We start from the raw sequence: 20387 nt of genomic DNA, 5'->3' as shown, positions 1-20387 counted from the left end.
CCCTCTCCCGCTTGTGGGAGAGGGGCGCTGCAAACTCAATCCTGCTTCTGATTCACCATCCGCACCGGCACCGACAGCGTCAGTGCCGCGCCCACCACCATGCAGGCGGCCAGCAGGTACATGCCCGAGTCCGTGCTGTGCGTCATGTCCTTGAGCCAGCCGACCGCGTAGGGGCTGATAAAGCCCGCCAGGTTGCCCAGCGAGTTGATCAGTGCAATGCCGGCGGCGGCGCCCGTACCGGCCAGGAAGGCCGTGGGCAGGCTCCAGAACAGCGGCAGCGTGGTCAGGATGCCGATGGTGGCCAGCGTCAGCGCCACCATGGCCATCGTCGTATCGCCATGCCACTGCACCGACAGCACCAGACCCAGCGCGCCGAGCAGTGCCGGCACGGCGATATGCCAGCGGCGCTCGCCGCGGCGGTCGGCGCTATAGGCAAACAGGATCATGCCCACCACGGCGCAGCCATACGGAATGGCGGTGAGCAGGCCCACGTCGAGCGCGCCCTTGACGCCGGTCTGCTTGATGATCGTCGGCAGCCAGAAGCTCACGCCGTACAGGCCCATCACGAAGCTGAAGTAGATCGCGCTCATCAACCAGACGCGCGGGCTGGACAGCACCTGCGTGACGGCCGGATCGTCCTTGTGCTGGTCTTCGGCCGCGATATTGCGCTGGAGCAGCGCCTTTTCGTCGTCGCTCAGCCACCTGGCGTAGGCGATGCGGTCGTCCAGGTACAGCAGCACCCAGATACCCACCAGGATCGACGGGATGCCTTCCACCAGGAACATCCACTGCCAGCCGGCCCAGCCATTGCGGCCGTCGAACGACTGCATGATCCAGCCCGACAGCGGGCCGCCGATCACCCCCGACAGCGCGATGGCCGTCATGAAGAACGTGGTGGTGCGCCCACGCCGGCTGGCTGGATACCAGTAGGTCAGGTACAGGATGATGCCCGGGAAGAAGCCGGCTTCGGCGATCCCCAGCAGGAAGCGCAGCACGTAGAACATCGTCGGCGTGGTGACGAACATCATGGCCGCCGAGATCAGGCCCCACGTGATCATGATCCGGGCGATCCAGAGCCGCGCGCCCACCTTGTGCAGGATCACGTTGCTCGGCACTTCGAACAGGAAATAGCCGATGAAGAAGATGCCGGCGCCCAGCCCGTAGATGGTTTCGCTGAACTGCAGGTCGTTGAGCATCTGCAGCTTGGCAAAGCCCACGTTGACGCGGTCCAGGTAGGCCACGACGTAGCAGAGCAGCAGGAACGGCACCAGGCGCCACGTCACCTTGCGGTAAGTGGCGTCCTCGAAGCCGGCGTCGCGCGCGCCGGCGTTGACTGCGGTGGTTGTCATCGGTGTCTCCTCGTTGGGATGTGGTTCTAGTTGTGTTGCGGATGCCCGCGGATGGTCAGACGCAGCGGCCGCCATCCACCTCGATGCAGGTGCCGGTGATGAAGCTGGCGTCGTCCGACGCCAGGTACAGGCAGGCATTGGCCACGTCCTGCGGCGTGGACATGCGCCCCATGGGGATGGTCGCCAGGAACCGGGCGCGGTTCTCGGGGGTGTCGGGCACGCCCATGAACTGCTCCAGCAGGCCCGTCGCGCCGATCACCGGGTTCACGCAGTTGACGCGGATGTTGTCGGGGCCCAGTTCGGCGGCCATGGCCTTGCTGGCCACGATCACGGCGCCCTTGCTGCCGTTGTACCAGACCAGGCCGGGGCGCGGCCGGATGCCGGCCGTCGAGGCCACGTTGACGAAGTTGCCGCCGCCACGCTGGCGGAAGTGCGGGATGAAATGGTGCGCCGACCAGTAGATGCTCTTTACGTTGACCGCGTAGACACGGTCGAACTCTTCCTCGGTGACTTCCAGGATCGGCTTGTTGCGATGGGTGGTGCCGGCATTGTTGACCACGCAGTGGACGTCGCCAAAGGCGGCCAGCGTGGCATCCCGCATGGCGGCCACGTCGTCGCCGCGCGATACGTCGGCGCGCACCGCGTCGGCCTTGCCGCCCGCGTCGCGGATGGCCGCCGCCACGCGATGGGCGGCGTCGAGGTTCAGGTCGGCCACCATCACGCTGGCGCCTTCGCGCGCGAATGTCTGGGCGATGCCTTCGCCAAAGCCCGAGCCGCCGCCCGTCACTACCGCTACCTTGCCAGCCAGTCTGGTCATTGCCAAGTCTCCAGTTGGGTGAAGCCCGGCGCGGTCTGTTGCCGCACTACGGGCGGAACATCGGAATTGTGAAATCAGTGGAAGGGGCCTTTGTTCTGCAGGGCGTTGGCTACCATCATGATGCCGAGCAGGAAGGGCAGGGCCACGTACATGCACCAGTGGACGCGGTCGCCCACGGTATCGCCCCACTTGCGCTTGAACACCTGCAGGCGGGGCATGCCGGACGGATTGGTGGCGCGCTTGTTTCGCACATGCCACGCCATCCAGAAAAAGAAGATGGCGAAGGCGACCGAGAGAAAGTTGATGCTACCCATGTTGAATGGCGATGGTTTTCAGAGTGGTGAATCCGTACAGGGCCTCGAAGCCCTTCTCGCGGCCATAGCCCGACTGGCCGGTGCCGCCGAACGGCAGCTCGACGCCGCCGCCGGCGCCATAGTTGTTGATGAAGACCTGGCCGGCCCGCAGCTTGCGCGCCAGCCGCATCTGGCGGCCGCCGTCGCGCGTCCAGACCCCTGCCACCAGGCCATACGCGGTGCCGTTGGCCAGGCGGATGGCCTCGTCCTCGGTATCGAACGGCATGGCGGCCAGCAGCGGCCCGAACACTTCTTCCTGGGCCAGCCGGTGCGTGGCGGGCACGTCGCGGAACAGCATCGGCACCTGGTAGTAGCCGGACTCCGGCGCCTCGCCCACGATCTGGCCCTGGGCCATCACGGCAATGCCGTCGTGCTGGGCATCGGACACGAAATCCCACACGCGCTGCTGCTGCTTGCGGCTGATCAGCGGGCCGCATTCCAGGTCCAGTGCCGACGGGCCGACACGCAGCGACTCGAACACGCCCGACAGCCGGTCGAGCAGGGCCTCGTAGACGGGCCGCTCCACCAGCAGGCGGCTGCCGGCCGAGCAGGTCTGGCCCGCATTCTGCACGATGCCGTTGACCACCACGGGCAGCAGCGCGTCGAGGTCGGCATCGGCAAACACCACCTGGGGCGACTTGCCGCCCAGTTCCAGCGTCACCGGCACGTGGTTCTCGGCGGCCAGTTGCGACACGAGCTTGCCGGTGTCCGGCGACCCCGTGAACGAAATATGGTTGATGCCCGGATGGCGGGCCAGCGCCGCGCCAGCCTCGTGGCCGTAGCCGGTGACGATGTTCAGCGCGCCCTCGGGTAGCCCGGCCTCGGCAGCCAGTTCGGCCACGCGCAGGATCGACAGGCAGGCGTCCTCGGCGGGCTTGACCACGCAGGCGTTGCCGGTGGCCAGCGCCGCGCCCACGCTGCGGCCGAAGATCTGCAGCGGGTAGTTCCACGGGACGATGTGGCCGGTCACGCCATGGGGTTCACGCACGGTGAGTACCGTGTAGCCGGTGGTGTAGGGAATGGTCTCGCCGTGCAGCTTGTCGGCCGCGCCCGCGTAGAACTCGAAATAGCGGGCCACGGCGCGGGCGTCGGCGCGGGCCTGGCGCAGCGGCTTGCCGGTGTCGCGCGCTTCCAGCGCGGCCAGTTCGTCCTCGTGCGCGATCAGCTTGAGCGCCACGCGGTTCAGCAGGCGCACGCGGTCGGCCGGGTTCATCGCGCCCCATTGGCCTTCGAAGGCCTGGCGGGTGGCACGGACGGCCACGCTGATATCGGTGGCATTGCCGCGGGCGATCTCGGCGAACGGCTCGCCGTTGGAGGGGTCGAACACCTTGATGCGCAGGCCGGAATCGGGGGCGATCAGGCGATTGGCGACGAAATGCTGGGCATGCATGCAGGTCTCCACGGCTCCGGTTATGGAGCAAATGCTGAAATCGGGAATGCCGCATTATCGCGCACCGCGCCGGGCGTGCAAGGCATCAAACGCCACACGGCGCGGCGGCGGGTGTCAGGCTGCGGTCAGGGCCGACCCGCTATAATGCCGCCCATCCCATTCCACAGGTATTCGGAGAACTCGCATGAGCTTCAACCTCGTCTCCCCGGGCAAGGACCTTCCCAACGATTTCAACGTCATCATCGAGATCTCCGCGCAAAGCGATCCGGTGAAGTACGAGGCCGACAAGGAAACCGGCCTGCTGTTCGTGGACCGCTTCATCGGCACGGGAATGCGCTACCCGGCCAACTACGGCTTCATCCCGCAGACGCTGTCGGGCGACGGCGACCCGGTGGACGTGCTGGTGCTGACCCCGTTCCCGATCCTGGCCGGCGCCGTCGTGCGCTGCCGCGCCCTGGGCATGCTGAAGATGACCGACGAGTCGGGCGTGGACGCCAAGCTGGTGGCCGTGCCCGTGGACAAGCTGAGCCCCGCCACCGCCCACATCAAGGGCCTGTCGGATGTGGCGCAAAATACGCTCGACCAGATCCAGCACTTCTTTGAGAACTACAAGGCACTCGAAGCAGGCAAGTGGGTCAAGGTCGAAGGCTGGGCCGGCATCGAGGAAGCCCACAAGGAAATCACCGACGGCGTGGCGAACTTCAAGAAGTAATCGCGTCGCTGCCGATGGTCCGAGGAAAACCCCGCCCGATGGCGGGGTTTTTTGTTGGGAATGATCGGCGGCAAAGCGACGCGCGGGGCCCGGACGCTAAGCTTCCGGCCCATCCCCACAAGCAAATGGAGTACCGATGCCTGTTCACAACGGCACCGCGACCGCGCCCGACGCGGCCGCATTCGCCCGCTATGACGCGGTGGCCATCGCATTTCACTGGCTGATGTTCGTGCTGGTGGCCGTGGCGTACGCCGCCATTGAACTGCGCGGCTTTACCGACAAGGGCACCGCCGCGCGCATGGTGGCCATGGAAGTCCACAAATGGTCCGGCGCGCTGGTGCTGGCGCTGATCGTGCCGCGCCTGCTCTGGCGTGCGGTGCGCGGTGCGCCGGCGCCCGAAGCGTATCCGCGCCTGGGCCAGCTGGCCGGCGCGGCCGTGCATGGCCTGCTGTACCTGTTCCTGGTGGCGCAGCCCATCCTTGGCATCCTGATGATGAACGCGGCCGGACGCGAATTGATGCTGCCGGGCACGGGCATCGGCCTGCCGCCGCTGATCGCGCCCGACGCCGCGCTCAAGGACTGGCTGGGCGAGATCCACGAGACAATCGGCAACGCCTTCTATCTGGTGATCGGCCTGCACGCGATGGCCGCGCTGTTCCACCACTACATGCTGGGCGACAACACGATGCGGCGGATGCTGCCGCGCCGATAGACTGGCAGGCGGGCCCGGTGTGCCTCAGTCGCCGCCGCCCGCCGGCCGCGCAAACGGATTGCGGTCGTTCAGCTCGTCCAGGTAGGCATCCATGCCCTGGCGCTCGCGCTCCAGGAAGCGTTCCACGGCGTCGGCAAAGGACGGATGGGCCAGCCAGTGCGCCGAACGGGTGGCAACGGGCAGGAAGCCGCGCGCCATCTTGTGCTCGCCCTGCGCCCCGCCTTCGAACGTGCCGATGCCCTCGGCGATGCAGAACTCCAGCGGCTGGTAGTAGGCCGTCTCGAAATGCAGGCACGGGTGGTGTTCCAGCGCCCCCCAGTAGCGGCCGTACAGCGTGCTGACCGCCGGATCGGCATCGTAGACCAGCAGGGCGCTGGCGATATCGGCGCCGTTGCGCGTGGCGATGACGAGCAGCAGGTTCTCCGGCATCGCCGCGCCAATGCGCCGGAAGAAATCCAGGTTCAGGTAGGGTGTGGAATGGTGCTCGCGGTACGTCTGCCGGTAGCAGCGGTTGAAGAACTTCCAGGCCGCGTCGTCGATCGCCGCGCCGCGCAACTGGCGGAACGTGATGCCGGCCTCGGCGACGCGCCGCCGCTCGGCGCGGATGTTCTTGCGCTTCTTCTGCGACAGCGTGGCCAGAAAGGCGTCGAAGTCCGCGTAGCCCGGGTTGGTCCAGTGGAACTGCACGCCGTGGCGCATCATCATGCCGGCCTCCTGCATCAGGTCGGCCTCGTGGTCGGACGGAAACAGGATGTGCAGCGACGACAGCTGGCTTTCCTCGGCCAGCGCCAGCGCGAACCGCAGCAGCACCGTGCGCGCCAGGTCGTCCTCGGCCAGCAGCCGGGCGCCGCGCACCGGCGTGAACGGTACCGCCGCCAGCCACTTCGGGTAGTAGTCGAGCCCGTGCTGGCGATAGGCGTCGGCCCAGGCCCAGTCGAACACGTATTCGCCATACGAGTGGGACTTGGCATAGAGCGGCATGGCCGCTGCCAGGCGGTCGCGGCCCGGGCCGTTGCCGTCGGGCACCCAGAGCGTCAGGAAGCGGGGTGACCAGCCGGTGGCGTCGGTGGCGCTGCCGCTGGCGTGCATGGCGTGCAGGAAGGCGTGGCGCAGGAACGGCGTGGGTTCGGCCTGCGCGGCCTGCAGCGCGTCCCAGTCGGCGGCTTCGATTTCGGCAAGGTCCAGCACGATTTCCGTGCGGTAGTTGGGGCGCGAATCACTCATGGACGGGTGGGCATAGGTCCCGGGCGAGTCTACCGGAATTGAAATTGTGCTGCAGGCGTCGTCAGCGTGACGCTGACGCCGGCCTGGCGCAGGGCGTCGTAGAATGCGCATATCCCTTTTCCGATGTCCACTCCCCCGACGTGCCTTCCCGGTACGGGTCCAGACATGACGCACCCCACGCACCCCACGCACCCCTTCTTCAACCTCTATTCCCACGGCTTTGCGCGCGTGGCCGTTGGCGTGCCCGAGTGCCGCGTGGCCGATCCCGCCTACAACGCCGAACAGACCCTTGCCCTGGCGCGCCAGGCCGCCGACGGCGGCGCCGTGCTGGTGGCGTTTCCCGAGCTGGGCCTGCCGGCCTATACCTGTGACGACCTGTTCCACCAGCGCGCGCTGCTGCGCGAATGCGAGCTGGCGCTGCAGACCATCGTCGAAGCCTCGGCCGGCATCGGGGCTGCCATGATCGTCGGCATGCCGGTGCTGGTGGAGCACCAGCTGTTCAATTGCGCCGTGGTGGTGGCCAACGGCGTGGTGCAGGGCGTGGTGCCGAAGACCTACCTGCCGAACTACTGGGAATTCTACGAGGCGCGCCAGTTCAGCAGCGCCGACTGTGCGGCCGTCGACACGGTGTCGCTGCTGGGCGCCGAAGTGCCGTTCGGGGCGAACCTGCTGTTCGAGATCGAGAACATCCCGTTCTTCCGCTTCCATGCCGAAATCTGCGAGGACGTCTGGGTGCCGATCCCGCCGTCGTCGTTTGCGGCGCTGGCCGGCGCCACGGTGCTGGTGAACCTGTCGGCGTCGAATATCGTGGTCGGCAAGTCGGGCTACCGCCATCAGCTGGTGTCGCAGCAGTCGGCGCGCTGCCTGGCGGCCTACCTCTACACGTCGGCCGGCAAGGGCGAGTCCACCACCGACCTGGCCTGGGACGGCCAGGCGCTGATCTACGAAAACGGCGAGCTGCTGGGCGAATCGGAGCGTTTTGCCGACACCTCGCACCTGCTGTTCGCCGATATCGACCTGGAGCGCCTGTCGCGCGAGCGCATGCACCAGACGTCGTTCGGCCAGTCGGTGCGCCGGCACAAGGAAGAGGTCCAGAAGTTCGACGTGGTGGCTTTCCAGATGGCACTGCCGACCGCTGAGGCGCTGCCGCTGGAGCGCAAGGTCGAGCGATTCCCCTATGTGCCGGCCGACCCGCGCCGCCGCGACGAACGCTGCATGGAGGTCTACAACATCCAGGTACAGGCGCTGGTGCAACGGCTGTCGTCCAGCCGCATCCAGAAAGTGGTGATAGGCGTGTCGGGCGGGCTCGATTCCACGCATGCGCTGCTGGTCTGCGCCAAGGCGATGGACCGCCTGGGCCTGCCGCGCGCCAATATCCTGGCCTATACGATGCCGGGGTTCGCCACCAGCGACCGCACGCTGAAGCAGGCGCGCGAACTGATGCAGGCCGTGGGCTGCACGGCGCGTGAGATCGACATCCGGCCAAGCTGCCTGGCCATGCTGAAGGATCTGGATCACCCCTATGCACGGGGCGAGCCGGTCTATGACGTCACGTTCGAGAACGTGCAGGCCGGCGAGCGCACCAACCACCTGTTCCGGCTGGCCAACCACAACGGCGCGATCGTGATCGGCACCGGCGATCTCAGCGAACTGGCGCTGGGCTGGTGCACCTATGGCGTGGGCGACCACATGTCGCACTACAACGTCAACGCCAGCGTGCCCAAGACGCTGATCAGCCACCTGGTGCGCTGGGTGGCCGAGACCAGCCAGATCGGCGAGGGGGGCGAGGACGTGCTGCTGGCGGTGCTGGATACCGATATCAGCCCCGAACTGGTGCCCAGCGCCCCCGCCGCCAAGGGGCAGGACGAGGCGCCTGGGCAGAAGACCGAGCAGATCATCGGGCCGTACGAACTGCAGGATTTCAACCTGTACTACACACTGCGCTATGGCTATGCGCCGTCCAAGGTCGCGTTCCTGGCGCTGCACGCCTGGGGCGACGTGGCGCGCGGCACCTGGCCGAACGGTCCGCATGTCGCCCGTAACAGCTATCAACTGCCGGAAATCAAGCGCATCCTCGGGATTTTCGTCGACAGATTCTTCCGGACCAGCCAGTTCAAGCGGTCGTGCATCCCGAACGCGCCCAAGGTGGGGTCGGGCGGCTCGCTGTCGCCGCGCGGCGACTGGCGGGCGCCCAGCGACGGCGAGTCGGTCGTGTGGGTACGCGATCTGGCCCGGATTCCGGACCAGGCGGACTGATGGTGACGGCGTCTGGCACGCCGATTGCGGGCAATGTGGGACTTCCCGCAATCGGCGTGTGGTGTTTCGGGCTAGAATCTGACATCTTCCGACACCTTTAGAGACAGAGGCCAGCCATGAAGCAGATTACCGCCATCATCAAACCGTTCAAGCTTGACGAAGTGCGCGAAGCACTGGCCGACGTGGGCGTGACCGGTCTGACGGTGACCGAGGTAAAGGGGTTTGGCCGCCAGAAAGGTCATACCGAGCTGTACCGCGGCGCCGAGTATGTGGTCGACTTCCTGCCGAAGATCAAGATCGAAGTGGTGGTGGCTGAGAACCAGCTGGACACCGTTCTCGATGCCATCGTCAAGGCCGCCCACACGGGCAAGATTGGCGACGGCAAGATCTTCGTGACCGAAATCGAACGCGTGATCCGCATTCGTACCGGCGAACAGGACGAAGCGGCGGTCTGAGCGACACCACGTTTGACGAAAAGCCGGCTTATGGGCCGGTTTTTTTATGCCTGTGCCCGGCTAACTCGGCAGCTTCCATCCGAACTGGACCGACAGCAGCCGCATTCCCATCGTCACCAGCGCGCCGGACAGCAGCGCCACCTCCTGGTCGGCGCGCAGCCACGTCAGCCCCACGTAGACCCAGCAGCCCACGAACGAACAGCTGGCATAGGGCGAGCGGTCGCGCAGGATCATCGGCACTTCGTTGCACAGCACGTCGCGCAGCACGCCGCCAAACACGGCGGAGATGATGCCCATCATCACGGCCACGGTCGGGGTCATCTGCGCCACCAGCGCCAGCGACGTGCCCGTGACGGAGAACAGCCCCAGGCCGATGGCATCGGCCACCAGCATCGCGCGGTCGGACGCCACGGTGCTGACCACCCGGAACACCATCGCCGCGCCAATCGACATCGCAAAGATCAGCAGCACGTAGTATTCGTGCTCGACCCAGTAGAACGGCCGCCGGTCCAGCAGCACGTCACGCACGGTGCCGCCGCCAAAGGCGGTGGCGAAGGCCACGATGAACGTGCCCACCGCGTCCAGCCTTTGCTTGCGGGCATCGACCACGCCCGACACGGCGAACGCCAGTACCCCGGTGATCTCCATGACATGGAGGATCAGGGGCAGCCGCCCCATCAGCAGATCGAACGGCAGGTGAAAGTGCATAGGGGCGTCAGGCTTTGGGCTGGCGCAGCAGAACCATCAGGGCGCCCGCGCCGCCTTGCGACTCGCGGGCCTGGACGAAAGCGATCACTTCTTCCTTCTGCACCAGCCAGCTGCGGACCTTGCCCTTCAGCACGGGCAGCTTGTCCGGCGAGCCGATGCCCTTGCCGTGGATCACCCGTACGCAACGCACGCCGTTGCGTACCGAGCGGCGCAGGAAACTGGCCAGCGCCTCGCGAGCTTCGTCGCTGCGCAGGCCGTGCAGGTCCACCTTGTCCTGCGGCACCCACTCGCCACGGCGCAGCTTTTTGATCACATCCTCGCCGATGCCGGGCCGGCGGAACGACATGGTCTCGTCGATATCGAGCAGGTTCTCGACGTCGAATTCGTCCGACAGCGACGCTGCCAGCACGGCCTTGTCATTGAGCTGGGTCTGTACCGGGATGGGGGCAGGGGCCTTGGCGGCATGCTGCACGCGGTTGCGGTCGCGCAGGGAACTGACCGAGCCGATACTGGACCGGAAGACATTGGCCTCTTCCTCGGCCCGCCGGGCAGCGGCCTCGGCAGCCTTGCGTTCGGCCTCGCGGCGCTCGGCATCGGCCTTCAGGCCGTCACGCACCACGGCCAGATCGTGCAGGCCGAATCGCTTGGGTGGGGTTTTGGCGCCTTGCGACATAGCAGAATCTCTGAAATCTCGGCACCGATTATAAGGAAAACGGGGACGGCCGCTGCAAGGCGGGCGTCCCCGTAGGCGTTGCGCCAGGGCCGGCCAGCGGCCGGCCGGCGCGAAGTTACTTCAGTGCTTCCACATAACGCTGGGCGTCCAGCGCGGCCATGCAGCCCGTGCCGGCGCTGGTGATGGCCTGGCGATAGACGTGATCCTGCACGTCACCGGCGGCGAACACGCCCGGGATGCTGGTGGCCGTGGCATCGCCCGACAGGCCGCTCTTGGTCACGATGTAGCCGTTATGCATTTCCAGCTGGCCCACGAACAGGTCGGTGTTCGGCTTGTGGCCGATGGCCACGAACACGCCCGAAAGCTTGAGATCCTCGGTCTTCGTCGTATCCTTGGTGCTGCGGATACGCAGGCCGGTCACGCCGGACTGGTCGCCCAGCACTTCGTCGAGCGTATGGTCGTAGCGCAGTTCCACGCGGCCTTCCTTGACGCGCTGGAGCAGGCGGTCCACCAGGATCGGCTCGGCGCGGAACTTGTCGCGGCGGTGGATCACGGTCACCTTGCTGGCGATATGCGACAGGTAGAGCGCCTCTTCCACGGCCGTATTGCCGCCGCCGATCACGGCCACTTCCTGGTTCTTGTAGAAGAAGCCGTCGCAGGTGGCGCAGGCGGACACGCCGCGGCCCATGAAACTTTCTTCCGAGGGCAGGCCCAGGTACTGTGCCGAGGCGCCGGTGGCGATGATCAGCGCGTCGCAGGTGTACTCGCCGGCGTCGCCGATCAGCCGGATCGGCTTCTCGGTCAGGTTGGCCGTATGAATGTGATCGAAAATGATTTCGGTGTTGAAACGCTCGGCATGCGCCAGGAATCGCTGCATCAAGTCCGGGCCCTGGACGCCGTTAGCGTCAGCGGGCCAGTTTTCCACGTCGGTCGTGGTCATCAGCTGGCCGCCCTGGGCCAGGCCGGTGATCAGCACCGGGTTCAGGTTGGCGCGGGCCGCGTAGACGGCGGCGGTGTAGCCGGCCGGGCCGGACCCGAGAATCAGCACTTTTGCGTGTTTTGCGGACATGATGCGTTCCTGTAGACAGCAAGTGAGCCGGTGCGGCATTCGCCCCGGTGTCACTCGAAACCGCCATTATATGTGGCGCGGCGTTTGCCGACTGTTGCAAATTCCAATGAAGGCGATAGGGGCAGCCGAGGTTAAAATGGCCGCCATCGTCCACTTCGCACGATCGAACAGACCCTGACGCATGGCTCGCGCTACCACGACTACCCGGACCGACCCGTCGGCACTTCCATCGCGCATCGGCAAGCTGCTTGGCGAGGTGCGCTGGTTCCTGCTGCTTGCCGTGACGCTCGGCTTCCTGTGCGTGCTGGCCAGCTACAGCAAGGCGGACCCCGGCTGGTCGCATGCCAGCCAGGTGTCCGATATCCGCAACCTTGGCGGCCGCGTGGGCGCCTGGGTGGCCGACATCCTCTTCTTCATCTTCGGCTTTTCGGCCTACTGGTGGAGCGTGCTGCTGATGCGCCGCTGCTGGCGCGGCTGGCGCGTGCTGACGGCCGAGCTGCCCGAGCGCGTGCCGGAACCCCAGCACAGCACCGCCGTCAGCTGGATCGGCTTTGCGCTGACGCTGGTGTCCAGCATGGGCCTGGAAGCCATCCGCATGTATCCGCTGCGCTCGGCCCTGCCGCGCGCCCCCGGTGGCGTACTGGGCGACCTGCTCGGCGGCTGGCTGCAGCTGGCGCTGGGTTTCTCGGGCGCCACGCTGTTGCTGCTGCTGATCTTTGCCATCGGCCTGTCGTTGTTCTTCCATTTCTCGTGGCTGTCGGTGGCCGAGCACGTGGGCGGCTTTGTCGAGACGCTGTTCATGGGCTTCAAGGCCCGCCGCGAGAAGAAGCAGGACCGCATCATCGGCGCGGCCGCCAAGGTGGAACGTACCGAAACCGTTGAAGTGCAGCGCGTGAAGCACGAAGAAGCTGCGCCGGTGCAGATCGTGCGCCAGCAGGCCGTGCCCAAGCACGAGCGCGTGGAACGCGAGAAACAGCAGCCGCTGTTTGCCGATATCCAGGATACGGACCTGCCGCCGCTGTCGCTGCTGGACGCCGTGCCGACCCAGCAGGAAACGGTGAGCGCCGAGACGCTGGAATACACGTCGCGCCTGATCGAGAAGAAGCTCAAGGACTTTGGCGTCGAGGTCAAGGTCGTGGCCGCCTATCCGGGCCCCGTGATCACGCGCTACGAGATCGAGCCGGCTACGGGCGTGAAGGGCAGCCAGGTGGTGAATCTGGCGCGCGACCTGGCGCGGAGCCTGTCGCTGGTGTCGATCCGCGTGGTCGAGACGATCCCAGGCAAGAACTACATGGGCCTGGAACTGCCGAATCCGAAGCGCCAGACCGTGCGCCTGGCGGAAATTCTGGGCTCGCAGGTCTACAACGAGAGCGTGTCGAGCCTGACCATGGCGCTGGGCAAGGACATTGCCGGCAAGCCGATGGTGGCCGACCTGGCCAAGATGCCGCACTGCATGGTGGCCGGTACCACGGGCTCGGGCAAGTCGGTGGGCATCAACGCGATGATCCTGTCGCTGCTATACAAGGCCCGCGCCGACCAGGTGCGCCTGATCCTGATCGATCCGAAGATGCTCGAAATGAGCGTCTACGAGGGCATTCCGCACCTGCTGTGCCCGGTGGTGACCGATATGCGCCAGGCCGGCAATGCGCTGAACTGGGCGGTGGGCGAGATGGAGCGCCGCTACAAGCTCATGAGCAAGCTGGGCGTGCGCAACCTGGCCGGCTACAACAAGAAGATCGACGAGGCCGCGGCAAAGGAAGAGAAGATTCCGAACCCGTTCAGCCTGACGCCGGACGCCCCCGAGCCGCTGGACAAGCTGCCGACGATCGTCATCGTGATCGACGAACTGGCCGACCTAATGATGGTGGTGGGCAAGAAGGTCGAGGAGCTGATCGCCCGCATCGCGCAAAAGGCCCGTGCCGCCGGCCTGCACCTGGTGCTGGCGACGCAGCGGCCGTCGGTGGACGTGATTACCGGCCTCATCAAGGCCAATGTGCCGACACGAATCGCGTTCCAGGTCAGCAGCAAGATCGATTCGCGCACGATCCTGGACCAGCAGGGCGCCGAGGCGCTGCTGGGCATGGGCGACATGCTCTACCTGGCGCCCGGCACCGGCATGCCGGTGCGGGTGCACGGCGCGTTCGTGTCCGACGATGAAGTCCACCGCGTGGTCGACAAGCTCAAGGAGGGCGGCGAGGCCAACTATATCGAGGGCATCCTCGAAGGCGGGCTGGTCGATGGCGATGGCGCCGGCGACAGCCTGGGCGGTGGCGCCGGCATCGGCGGCGCAGGCGGCGGGGAGGCCGATCCGCTCTATGACCAGGCCGTGGAAGTGGTGATCAAGAACCGCCGGGCGTCGATTTCGCTGGTGCAGCGGCATCTGCGCATCGGCTACAACCGCGCCGCACGGCTGCTGGAGGATATGGAAAAGGCCGGTCTGGTCTCGGCCATGTCGGGCAACGGCAACCGCGACATCCTGGTGCCGGCCGGCAGCAGCGCCACGGCCGAAGACTGACGCCGCAGCATTCCGCACAAACTGAAGTGACGGGTAATATACCGTTACGCCCGTCACAGCCTGTCGCGGAATTGCCGATCCGGGGCGTGCTCTAATCGGACATCAGCCAAATCGTAAGGGAACGATCCATGCGACATCGCATTCTCGCGCCGCTGTGCGCGTCGTTGGCATTGCTGGCCGCCGTGCCGGCCGCGCACGCTGCCGCCACCGACCAGCTGCAGACCTTTGTGACCAGTGTGAAGACCGCCCGGGGCGAATTCACGCAGAAGCAGATCAAGGGGCAGGGGGGCGACGCCAAGGTGGCCGGCACGTCGAGCGGCACCTTCGCTTTCTCGCGTCCGGGCAAGTTCACCTGGCGCTATACCAAGCCCTATGACCAGCTGCTGCAGGCCGACGGCCAGACGCTCTATATCTACGACAAGGACCTGAACCAGGTCACCGAGCGCAAGCTGGACAACGCGCTGGGCTCCAGCCCGGCGGCCATCCTGTTCGGCAGCAACGACCTGTCGAAGAACTTCGATGTGAAGAACGGCGCCACGCGCGATGGCGTGGAATGGCTGGAATTGACGCCGAAGTCGAAGGACACGCAGTTCGAGCGCATCGGCATTGGCTTCAAGAGCGGCAACCTCGAAGCGATGGAGCTGCGCGACGCGTTCGGCAATACCACGTTGCTGACGTTCACGGCCATCCAGAAGAATCCGTCGCTGCCCGCGGATACCTTCCGCTTCACGGTACCCAAGGGCGCCGACGTGATGAAGCAGTAAGGCGCGCGCCCGAGAAGCGAGACAGCGCGAAACAGAGCCACAAAGACGCCAGAGGACAGCCATGAAAGACGCCCCCGCCTTCCCCCGACTGCCGAGCCTGCGCCCGGTATCCCGTCTGGCCGCCCCGGGTGGCGCGCTGGCCGCCGCGCTGGTCCTGTCCGCCTGCGCGCACAGCCAGGCCAGCAAGTTCGACGTCGATGCGTTCCTGCGCGGCTCGGACACTGCGCTGCCCGAGGTGCTGGGCAATTCCGACTTCCTGAAGGCCACGCGCATCGGGCAGGGCGAATGTGCCACGCTGCTGCAGTCTCCGCACAACGGCGTGCTGGAAGACCTGCCCGCCAGCAACACGGCGCGCGGCCCGGCATGGGTGTTGCACCCCGCGGGCTCCCCCGACAAGGTCTGGCTGATCGTTGGGCAGGCCAATGGCGAGCGCAGCTGCCACGGGCCGCTGCCCGCGGATGCGATGAAGACCCTGACCGAACGGGCCAAGGGCTGACGGGCTACGCGCGCCACTGACGCGCCAGGGCAGCCCGTGAGGCTGGCCCCTACGTCGACAATGACTCGCGGGCGTAGCGCTGGCGCGGCTTGGGCAGCGCCTGCAATTGTTCGCGCCGGATGCGGATCGCCTCTTCATTGCCGCGCTTGATGGCGGCGCGCAGCTTCAGCACGGCTTTCTTGTACTGCTTCTTCTTGCGCATGCGGGTGGTGATGGCCATGGCAGTGGTGTCCTCCTGATCCGGTCAGGCCGGTGCGGTCGCGCCGGCTGCCAGCCATGGTACGGCGCCCCCATCCCGGCGCGCCCCATTTCAAAAGAATTCAGATCGGACCACAAGCGCGCTCATTGCTGCACCGCGCAATGACTCCACCGGGGCGCCCGTCAGAGCAGGAAGCGCCGGTTGTCGTTTTCGTCGTAACGGGGTTCCACCTTGCGGAACTTGAGCTTGGTGCTGCTCTTGAGCTTGCGACCGGCCAGCTTGCGTTGCAACTGGCGGTGGACGGCGCGGATATGACCGACCGAATCCTGGGCATATGGCTTACCATCGGTAGCGCCGGCCAGCCCGCCGCCAGCCGCGAGCGCCTCGTTGTGAGCGGCCGCTGACCGCGCAATCAGCACATCGAGATACTGGCGGGCGCGCACGGCCGCGTGCAGCATGCCGTCGGCGGGATTCTGCTTGGCGCGCACGGCGTCCTGCGGCAGCTTGACGTTGGCGGCGATGCGGCGCAGCGAAGCGCGCACTTCGGCGCCGTCCATGTCGGCTTCCTGGACAATCCAGACCGCGTCATGGCGGATCCAGCCTTCCACGTCGATCATGCGGCGCAGCAGCGCCGCCTGCAGCAGGCGGCCACCGTAGCGCCGGGAGCGGCGGATGGCGGCAAGGCCGATGCGGCGCACGTGCGCGTTCTCATGCTCGAACAGGTCGGTGATGACCTGATCGGCTTCTTCCTGCGATTCGATCAGTTCGGCAAACTGGCCAGCCAGCGAGATTTCTTCCACGCCGTTGAGCTTGTTCTTGTTCGCCAGCCGGTTCAGCTTGAACATCAGCATGCGGTATCGCAGCATACAAATCCCCGAATTTCGCAAACAGTGAGTGGTTCTGAAGTGAGCCGCCGGTCGTTGTGCCGGCGTCGACCTTCCCGCGTGCATGAAACGCGGGCCATTGGACGTTATCGGCAGATCCGGAGCCGACTTTAGGGGCGGACGCAAACCGATCGCGCCGGCCCCGATCGTCTACACTGTGGCGTTCCGTGCCGCCTGTGGCGGCGCTACCACACGACAAAGGCTCCCGTACCGTGGCGGATTCGCTGTTTTCCGGCCCTCCTGAACGTTCCCGACAGCCGCTGGCCGAGCGCCTGCGCCCGCGCAATATCGACGAAGTCATCGGCCAGCAGCACCTGCTGGGCGCCGGCCGCCCGCTGCGCGTGGCCTTTGCCTCCGGCGAACCGCATTCGATGATCCTGTGGGGCCCGCCCGGCGTGGGAAAGACCACGCTGGCGCGGCTGATGGCCAATGCATTCGACGCGGAATTCATCGCGCTGTCGGCCGTGTTGTCGGGCGTCAAGGACATCCGCGAGGCGGTGGAGCGTGCCGAACAGTACCGCGCCCATGGCCGCCGCACGCTGGTGTTCGTGGACGAAGTGCATCGCTTCAACAAGAGCCAGCAGGACGCGTTCCTGCCGCATGTGGAAAGCGGGCTGTTCGTGTTTATCGGCGCCACCACCGAGAACCCGTCGTTCGAGGTCAACGGCGCCTTGCTGTCGCGGGCCGCGGTCTACGTGCTCAAGACCCTGGACGAGGCGGAGTTGAAGCAGCTGGTGCAGCGCGCCAGCGAGGAGCTGGGCGGTGTGCAGTGGGACGACGAGGCGATGGGCCTGATCGTCGCGTCGGCCGACGGCGACGGGCGCAAGCTGCTCAACAACGTGGAAATCGTGGTGCGCGCCGCGCGCAACGCCGGCGTGCAGACGATCGACACGGCGCTGCTGGGCAGCGCGCTGTCCGAGAACCTGCGGCGCTTCGACAAGGGGGGCGACGCGTTCTACGACCAGATCAGCGCGCTGCACAAGTCGGTGCGCGGCTCCGACCCCGATGGCGCGCTGTACTGGTTCTGCCGCATGCTCGATGGCGGCGCCGATCCGCGCTACCTGGCGCGCCGCATCGTGCGGATGGCGTGGGAAGACATCGGCCTGGCCGATCCGCGCGCCGCCCGCATCACGCTCGATGCGGCGGAAACCTACGAGCGGCTGGGATCGCCCGAAGGCGAGCTGGCCCTGGCCCAGGCGCTGATCTATCTGGCCGTGGCGCCCAAGTCGAATGCCGGCTACAACGCCTACAACGCGGCGCGCGCCTTTGTGTCGAAGGACAAGTCGCGCCCGGTGCCGGTGCATCTGCGCAACGCGCCGACCAAGCTGATGAAGGAACTGGGCTACGGCCACGCCTACCGCTACGCGCACGACGAACCGGAGGCCTATGCGGCCGGCGAGCACTACCTGCCGGACGACCTGCGCCGCCAGGACTGGTACCAGCCCACGCCGCGCGGGCTGGAGGGCAAGATTGGCGACAAGCTGCGCCATCTGCGCGACCTGGACGCCGCCTGGCACCGGGATAACCGGGATAACCGGGGCAGCGGGGGCAAGCCGGAAGACGGCAACAAGGGCTGAGCGGGCCGTTCGCGGGCAGGATCGGGCGCCGAACGCCCGAAAAGCACAGGAAATCCGGGCAGATTCGGTGCTGTGCGGCCATGCCGGTGCAGTAAAATGTCGCGTTCGCCGGCATGTCGCCGGCACTGCACACCGATTGCAACATGCTCGACATCCAGCTTTTCCGTAAAGACATCGACGCCGTGGCCCAGCGCCTGGCCACGCGCGGCTTTCAACTCGACGTGGCCACGTTCCAGGCCCTGGAGGCCGAACGCAAGCAGCTGCAGACCCAGACCGAGGACCTGCAGGCCCGTCGCAACACGCTGTCCAAGCAGATCGGCATGCTCAAGGGCAAGGGCGAGGACGCCTCGGCCCCGATGGCCGAAGTGGCCGGCATCGGCGACACGCTGAAGGCGTCGGCCGAGCGCCTGGCGCAGATCCAGAGCCAGCTCAACGACGCGATGATGTCGATCCCGAACCTGCCGCACGAGAGCGTGCCGGTGGGCAAGGACGAAACCCAGAACGTGGAAGTGCGCCGCGTCGGCACGCCGCGCACGTTCGATTTCGAGGTGAAGGACCACGTCGACGTCGGCGCCCGGCTGGGTCTCGACTTCGAGACGGCCTCGAAGGTGACCGGCTCGCGCTTCTCGTTCCTGCGTGGCGGCGTGGCGCGTATGCATCGCGCGCTGGTGCAGCTGATGGTGGATACCCACACGCTGGAACACGGCTACACCGAGATGTACGTGCCGTACATCGTCAATGCCGCGTCGATGCGTGGCACGGGCCAGCTGCCGAAGTTCGAGGATGACCTGTTCAAGGTGCCGCGCAAGGTGGGTGGCGAGGACGGCCAGGACACGATCGAGAACTTCTACCTGATCCCGACTGCCGAGGTGCCGCTGACCAACATCGTGCGCGATGCGATCGTCGCGGCCGAAAAGCTGCCGCTGCGCTTCGTGGCCCATACGCCGTGCTTCCGCTCGGAAGCCGGTTCGTACGGCAAGGACACGCGCGGCATGATCCGCCAGCACCAGTTCGACAAGGTCGAGATGGTGCAGGTGGTGCCGGCCGACCAGTCGATGGACGCGCTGGAGCAGATGACCGGCCACGCCGAGGCGATCCTGAAGAAGCTGGAACTGCCGTTCCGCACCGTGGTGCTGTGTACTGGCGACATGGGCTTCGGCAGCACCAAGACCTATGACATCGAGGTGTGGATCCCGGCGCAGAACACCTACCGCGAGATCAGCTCGTGCTCCAGCATGGGCGATTTCCAGGCCCGCCGCATGCAGGCCCGTGCCCGCGCCGGCCAGGGCAAGCCGGAACTGGTGCATACGCTGAACGGTTCCGGCCTGGCCGTGGGCCGCACGCTGGTGGCCATTCTGGAGAACTACCAGAACGCCGATGGTTCGCTCACCGTGCCCAAGGCGCTGCAGCCGTACATGGGCGGCATCGAGCGCCTGGAGCCGGAAGCGTAAAAAATTTGTGCAAAGGGGCTTGCGCAGCAGATGGCAATGTCCCTATAATCTTGGTTTCGCTGCTAACGCAACGACCAAGTTACCGGAGAGGTGGCAGAGTGGTCGAATGTACCTGACTCGAAATCAGGCGTACCGGCAACGGTACCGTGGGTTCGAATCCCACCCTCTCCGCCAAACAAGAAGCTGCTGACTGATTCGACCACCGGCAGACAAAAACAGCGTAGTAAAACTCAAGCCGACGTACTGTGAAAGCAGACGTCGGTTTTGTTTTTGTGCGTTCGAATCCGCCGTGTTACCTTGCGTGCAAACAACAACAGAGGTAACGACATGCACGCGGTTCGGGGACGTTTCGTGATGGTCATCGCCATGCTGGGCGCGCTTGCCGGCGGCGAGGCGCTTGCCACGACCAAATGCCAGCAGGGCGCCAGCACGCTCTATACCGAGTCGGCCGCCTGCCCGGCCGGCTATGCCAACGTCACCAGCTCGATGGGTGGCAATTTCTCCACGATTGGCAAGGATGACTCGGTGCTTCAGCAGGAGCAGTCGATTCTGGACAGCGGCGCCCAGGCACGGGCTGCCAACAAGGCCAGGGCCGCGCAGGCCGATCAGGCCGCCGTCCAGCAGCAGCCCGCCTCGAAAGCGTTGATGTGCGGTGCGATTGCCGACCAGATGCGTGCGCTGGAGACCGACATGCAGCAGCGCCACACGCGGCAGTCGATCGAGCAGGCCAGCGACCAGTACCGGCGGCTGCGCGAGCAGCAGTTGCGCGGCCAGTGCTGAGCC

The 20387-nt window shown here is 66.2% G+C and carries 20 protein-coding genes and 1 tRNA gene; 11 read left to right on the top strand and 10 right to left on the bottom strand.

Annotated features, from left to right (window positions below; all coding sequences use genetic code 11):
* Positions 1-35 precede the first annotated feature (35 nt).
* From AC24R4_RS13250 to AC24R4_RS13235, 4 genes are all read right to left on the bottom strand, one after another.
* Positions 36-1349 carry an MFS transporter gene (locus AC24R4_RS13250; protein WP_400394206.1) on the bottom strand — a complete coding sequence of 438 codons (1314 nt, stop codon included), beginning with the start codon at positions 1347-1349 and terminating at the stop codon, positions 36-38.
* A 55-nt stretch (positions 1350-1404) separates the two neighbouring features.
* Positions 1405-2166, bottom strand: coding sequence for an SDR family oxidoreductase (locus AC24R4_RS13245; protein ID WP_400394205.1), 762 nt, complete (start codon positions 2164-2166; stop codon positions 1405-1407).
* A 74-nt stretch (positions 2167-2240) separates the two neighbouring features.
* Complete coding sequence (locus AC24R4_RS13240; RefSeq protein WP_153946759.1) at positions 2241-2480, bottom strand: hypothetical protein; 240 nt, start codon at positions 2478-2480, stop codon at positions 2241-2243.
* Positions 2473-3909, bottom strand: coding sequence for an aldehyde dehydrogenase family protein (locus AC24R4_RS13235; RefSeq protein WP_400394203.1), 1437 nt, complete (start codon positions 3907-3909; stop codon positions 2473-2475). Before AC24R4_RS13235 ends, AC24R4_RS13240 begins: the two co-directional genes overlap by 8 nt.
* 184 nt (positions 3910-4093) lie before the next feature.
* On the opposite strand from AC24R4_RS13235, the gene ppa reads away from it, so the two are divergent.
* On the top strand, positions 4094-4621 hold the full coding sequence (gene ppa, locus AC24R4_RS13230; protein ID WP_400394202.1) for an inorganic diphosphatase: 528 nt from the start codon (positions 4094-4096) through the stop codon (positions 4619-4621).
* Between the two features lie 136 nt (positions 4622-4757).
* Positions 4758-5333 carry a cytochrome b gene (locus tag AC24R4_RS13225; RefSeq protein ID WP_487523216.1) on the top strand — a complete coding sequence of 192 codons (576 nt, stop codon included), beginning with the start codon at positions 4758-4760 and terminating at the stop codon, positions 5331-5333.
* A gap of 24 nt (positions 5334-5357) precedes the next feature.
* Here the strand turns inward: AC24R4_RS13225 and AC24R4_RS13220 are convergent, their stop codons facing one another.
* The gene (locus AC24R4_RS13220; protein ID WP_400393246.1) at positions 5358-6557 is read right to left on the bottom strand and encodes a GNAT family N-acetyltransferase; all 1200 of its coding nucleotides are present in this window, start codon (positions 6555-6557) and stop codon (positions 5358-5360) included.
* 165 nt (positions 6558-6722) lie between these two features.
* Here AC24R4_RS13220 and AC24R4_RS13215 point away from each other — a divergent pair, with 165 nt between their 5' ends.
* Positions 6723-8813, top strand: a complete 2091-nt coding sequence (locus tag AC24R4_RS13215; RefSeq protein ID WP_400393244.1) for an NAD(+) synthase — start codon at positions 6723-6725, stop codon at positions 8811-8813.
* Positions 8814-8929: 116 nt separating this feature from the next.
* On the top strand, positions 8930-9268 hold the full coding sequence (gene glnK / locus AC24R4_RS13210; RefSeq protein ID WP_006162803.1) for a P-II family nitrogen regulator: 339 nt from the start codon (positions 8930-8932) through the stop codon (positions 9266-9268).
* Between the two features lie 60 nt (positions 9269-9328).
* On the opposite strand, the gene AC24R4_RS13205 is transcribed toward glnK, so the two are convergent.
* The 3 genes from AC24R4_RS13205 to trxB all read right to left on the bottom strand — a co-directional run bounded on the left by AC24R4_RS13205 (position 9329) and on the right by trxB (position 11718).
* Positions 9329-9976 carry a trimeric intracellular cation channel family protein gene (locus tag AC24R4_RS13205; protein WP_400393243.1) on the bottom strand — a complete coding sequence of 216 codons (648 nt, stop codon included), beginning with the start codon at positions 9974-9976 and terminating at the stop codon, positions 9329-9331.
* 7 nt (positions 9977-9983) lie between these two features.
* Positions 9984-10649 (bottom strand): Smr/MutS family protein, encoded by a 666-nt coding sequence (locus AC24R4_RS13200; protein ID WP_400393241.1) that lies wholly within the window; start codon positions 10647-10649, stop codon positions 9984-9986.
* A gap of 115 nt (positions 10650-10764) precedes the next feature.
* A complete protein-coding gene (trxB, locus tag AC24R4_RS13195) occupies positions 10765-11718 on the bottom strand; it encodes a thioredoxin-disulfide reductase (protein WP_400393239.1) in 954 nt (317 codons plus the stop codon).
* A 181-nt stretch (positions 11719-11899) separates the two neighbouring features.
* Here trxB and AC24R4_RS13190 point away from each other — a divergent pair, with 181 nt between their 5' ends.
* From AC24R4_RS13190 to AC24R4_RS13180, 3 genes are all read left to right on the top strand, one after another.
* Positions 11900-14233: a DNA translocase FtsK gene (locus tag AC24R4_RS13190; protein WP_400393237.1), complete on the top strand. Its 2334-nt coding sequence runs from the start codon at positions 11900-11902 to the stop codon at positions 14231-14233.
* 128 nt (positions 14234-14361) lie between these two features.
* On the top strand, positions 14362-14997 hold the full coding sequence (lolA, locus tag AC24R4_RS13185; RefSeq protein ID WP_400393235.1) for an outer membrane lipoprotein chaperone LolA: 636 nt from the start codon (positions 14362-14364) through the stop codon (positions 14995-14997).
* 61 nt (positions 14998-15058) lie between these two features.
* Positions 15059-15493 (top strand): hypothetical protein, encoded by a 435-nt coding sequence (locus tag AC24R4_RS13180; RefSeq protein WP_400393233.1) that lies wholly within the window; start codon positions 15059-15061, stop codon positions 15491-15493.
* 49 nt (positions 15494-15542) lie between these two features.
* Here the strand turns inward: AC24R4_RS13180 and AC24R4_RS13175 are convergent, their stop codons facing one another.
* A complete protein-coding gene (locus AC24R4_RS13175; RefSeq protein WP_400393231.1) occupies positions 15543-15713 on the bottom strand; it encodes a hypothetical protein in 171 nt (56 codons plus the stop codon).
* Between the two features lie 161 nt (positions 15714-15874).
* Positions 15875-16558, bottom strand: coding sequence for a hypothetical protein (locus AC24R4_RS13170; RefSeq protein ID WP_153946770.1), 684 nt, complete (start codon positions 16556-16558; stop codon positions 15875-15877).
* Between the two features lie 230 nt (positions 16559-16788).
* Between AC24R4_RS13170 and AC24R4_RS13165 the strand changes: the two genes are divergently transcribed.
* The 4 genes from AC24R4_RS13165 (at position 16789) to AC24R4_RS13150 (ending at position 20384) form a co-directional block, all read left to right on the top strand.
* Positions 16789-18153 (top strand): replication-associated recombination protein A, encoded by a 1365-nt coding sequence (locus tag AC24R4_RS13165; protein WP_400395879.1) that lies wholly within the window; start codon positions 16789-16791, stop codon positions 18151-18153.
* 143 nt (positions 18154-18296) lie between these two features.
* Positions 18297-19604, top strand: coding sequence for a serine--tRNA ligase (serS, locus tag AC24R4_RS13160; protein ID WP_153946823.1), 1308 nt, complete (start codon positions 18297-18299; stop codon positions 19602-19604).
* A gap of 84 nt (positions 19605-19688) precedes the next feature.
* A tRNA-Ser gene (locus AC24R4_RS13155) sits at positions 19689-19778 on the top strand.
* Between the two features lie 153 nt (positions 19779-19931).
* Positions 19932-20384 (top strand): hypothetical protein, encoded by a 453-nt coding sequence (locus tag AC24R4_RS13150; protein WP_487523215.1) that lies wholly within the window; start codon positions 19932-19934, stop codon positions 20382-20384.
* The last annotated feature ends 3 nt before the right edge of the window (positions 20385-20387 follow it).

The organism is Cupriavidus sp. CER-90, from assembly GCF_057652055.1.
The sequence above is the reverse complement of the archived record's forward strand: the minus strand, read 5'-3'. Positions and strand labels throughout refer to the sequence as shown.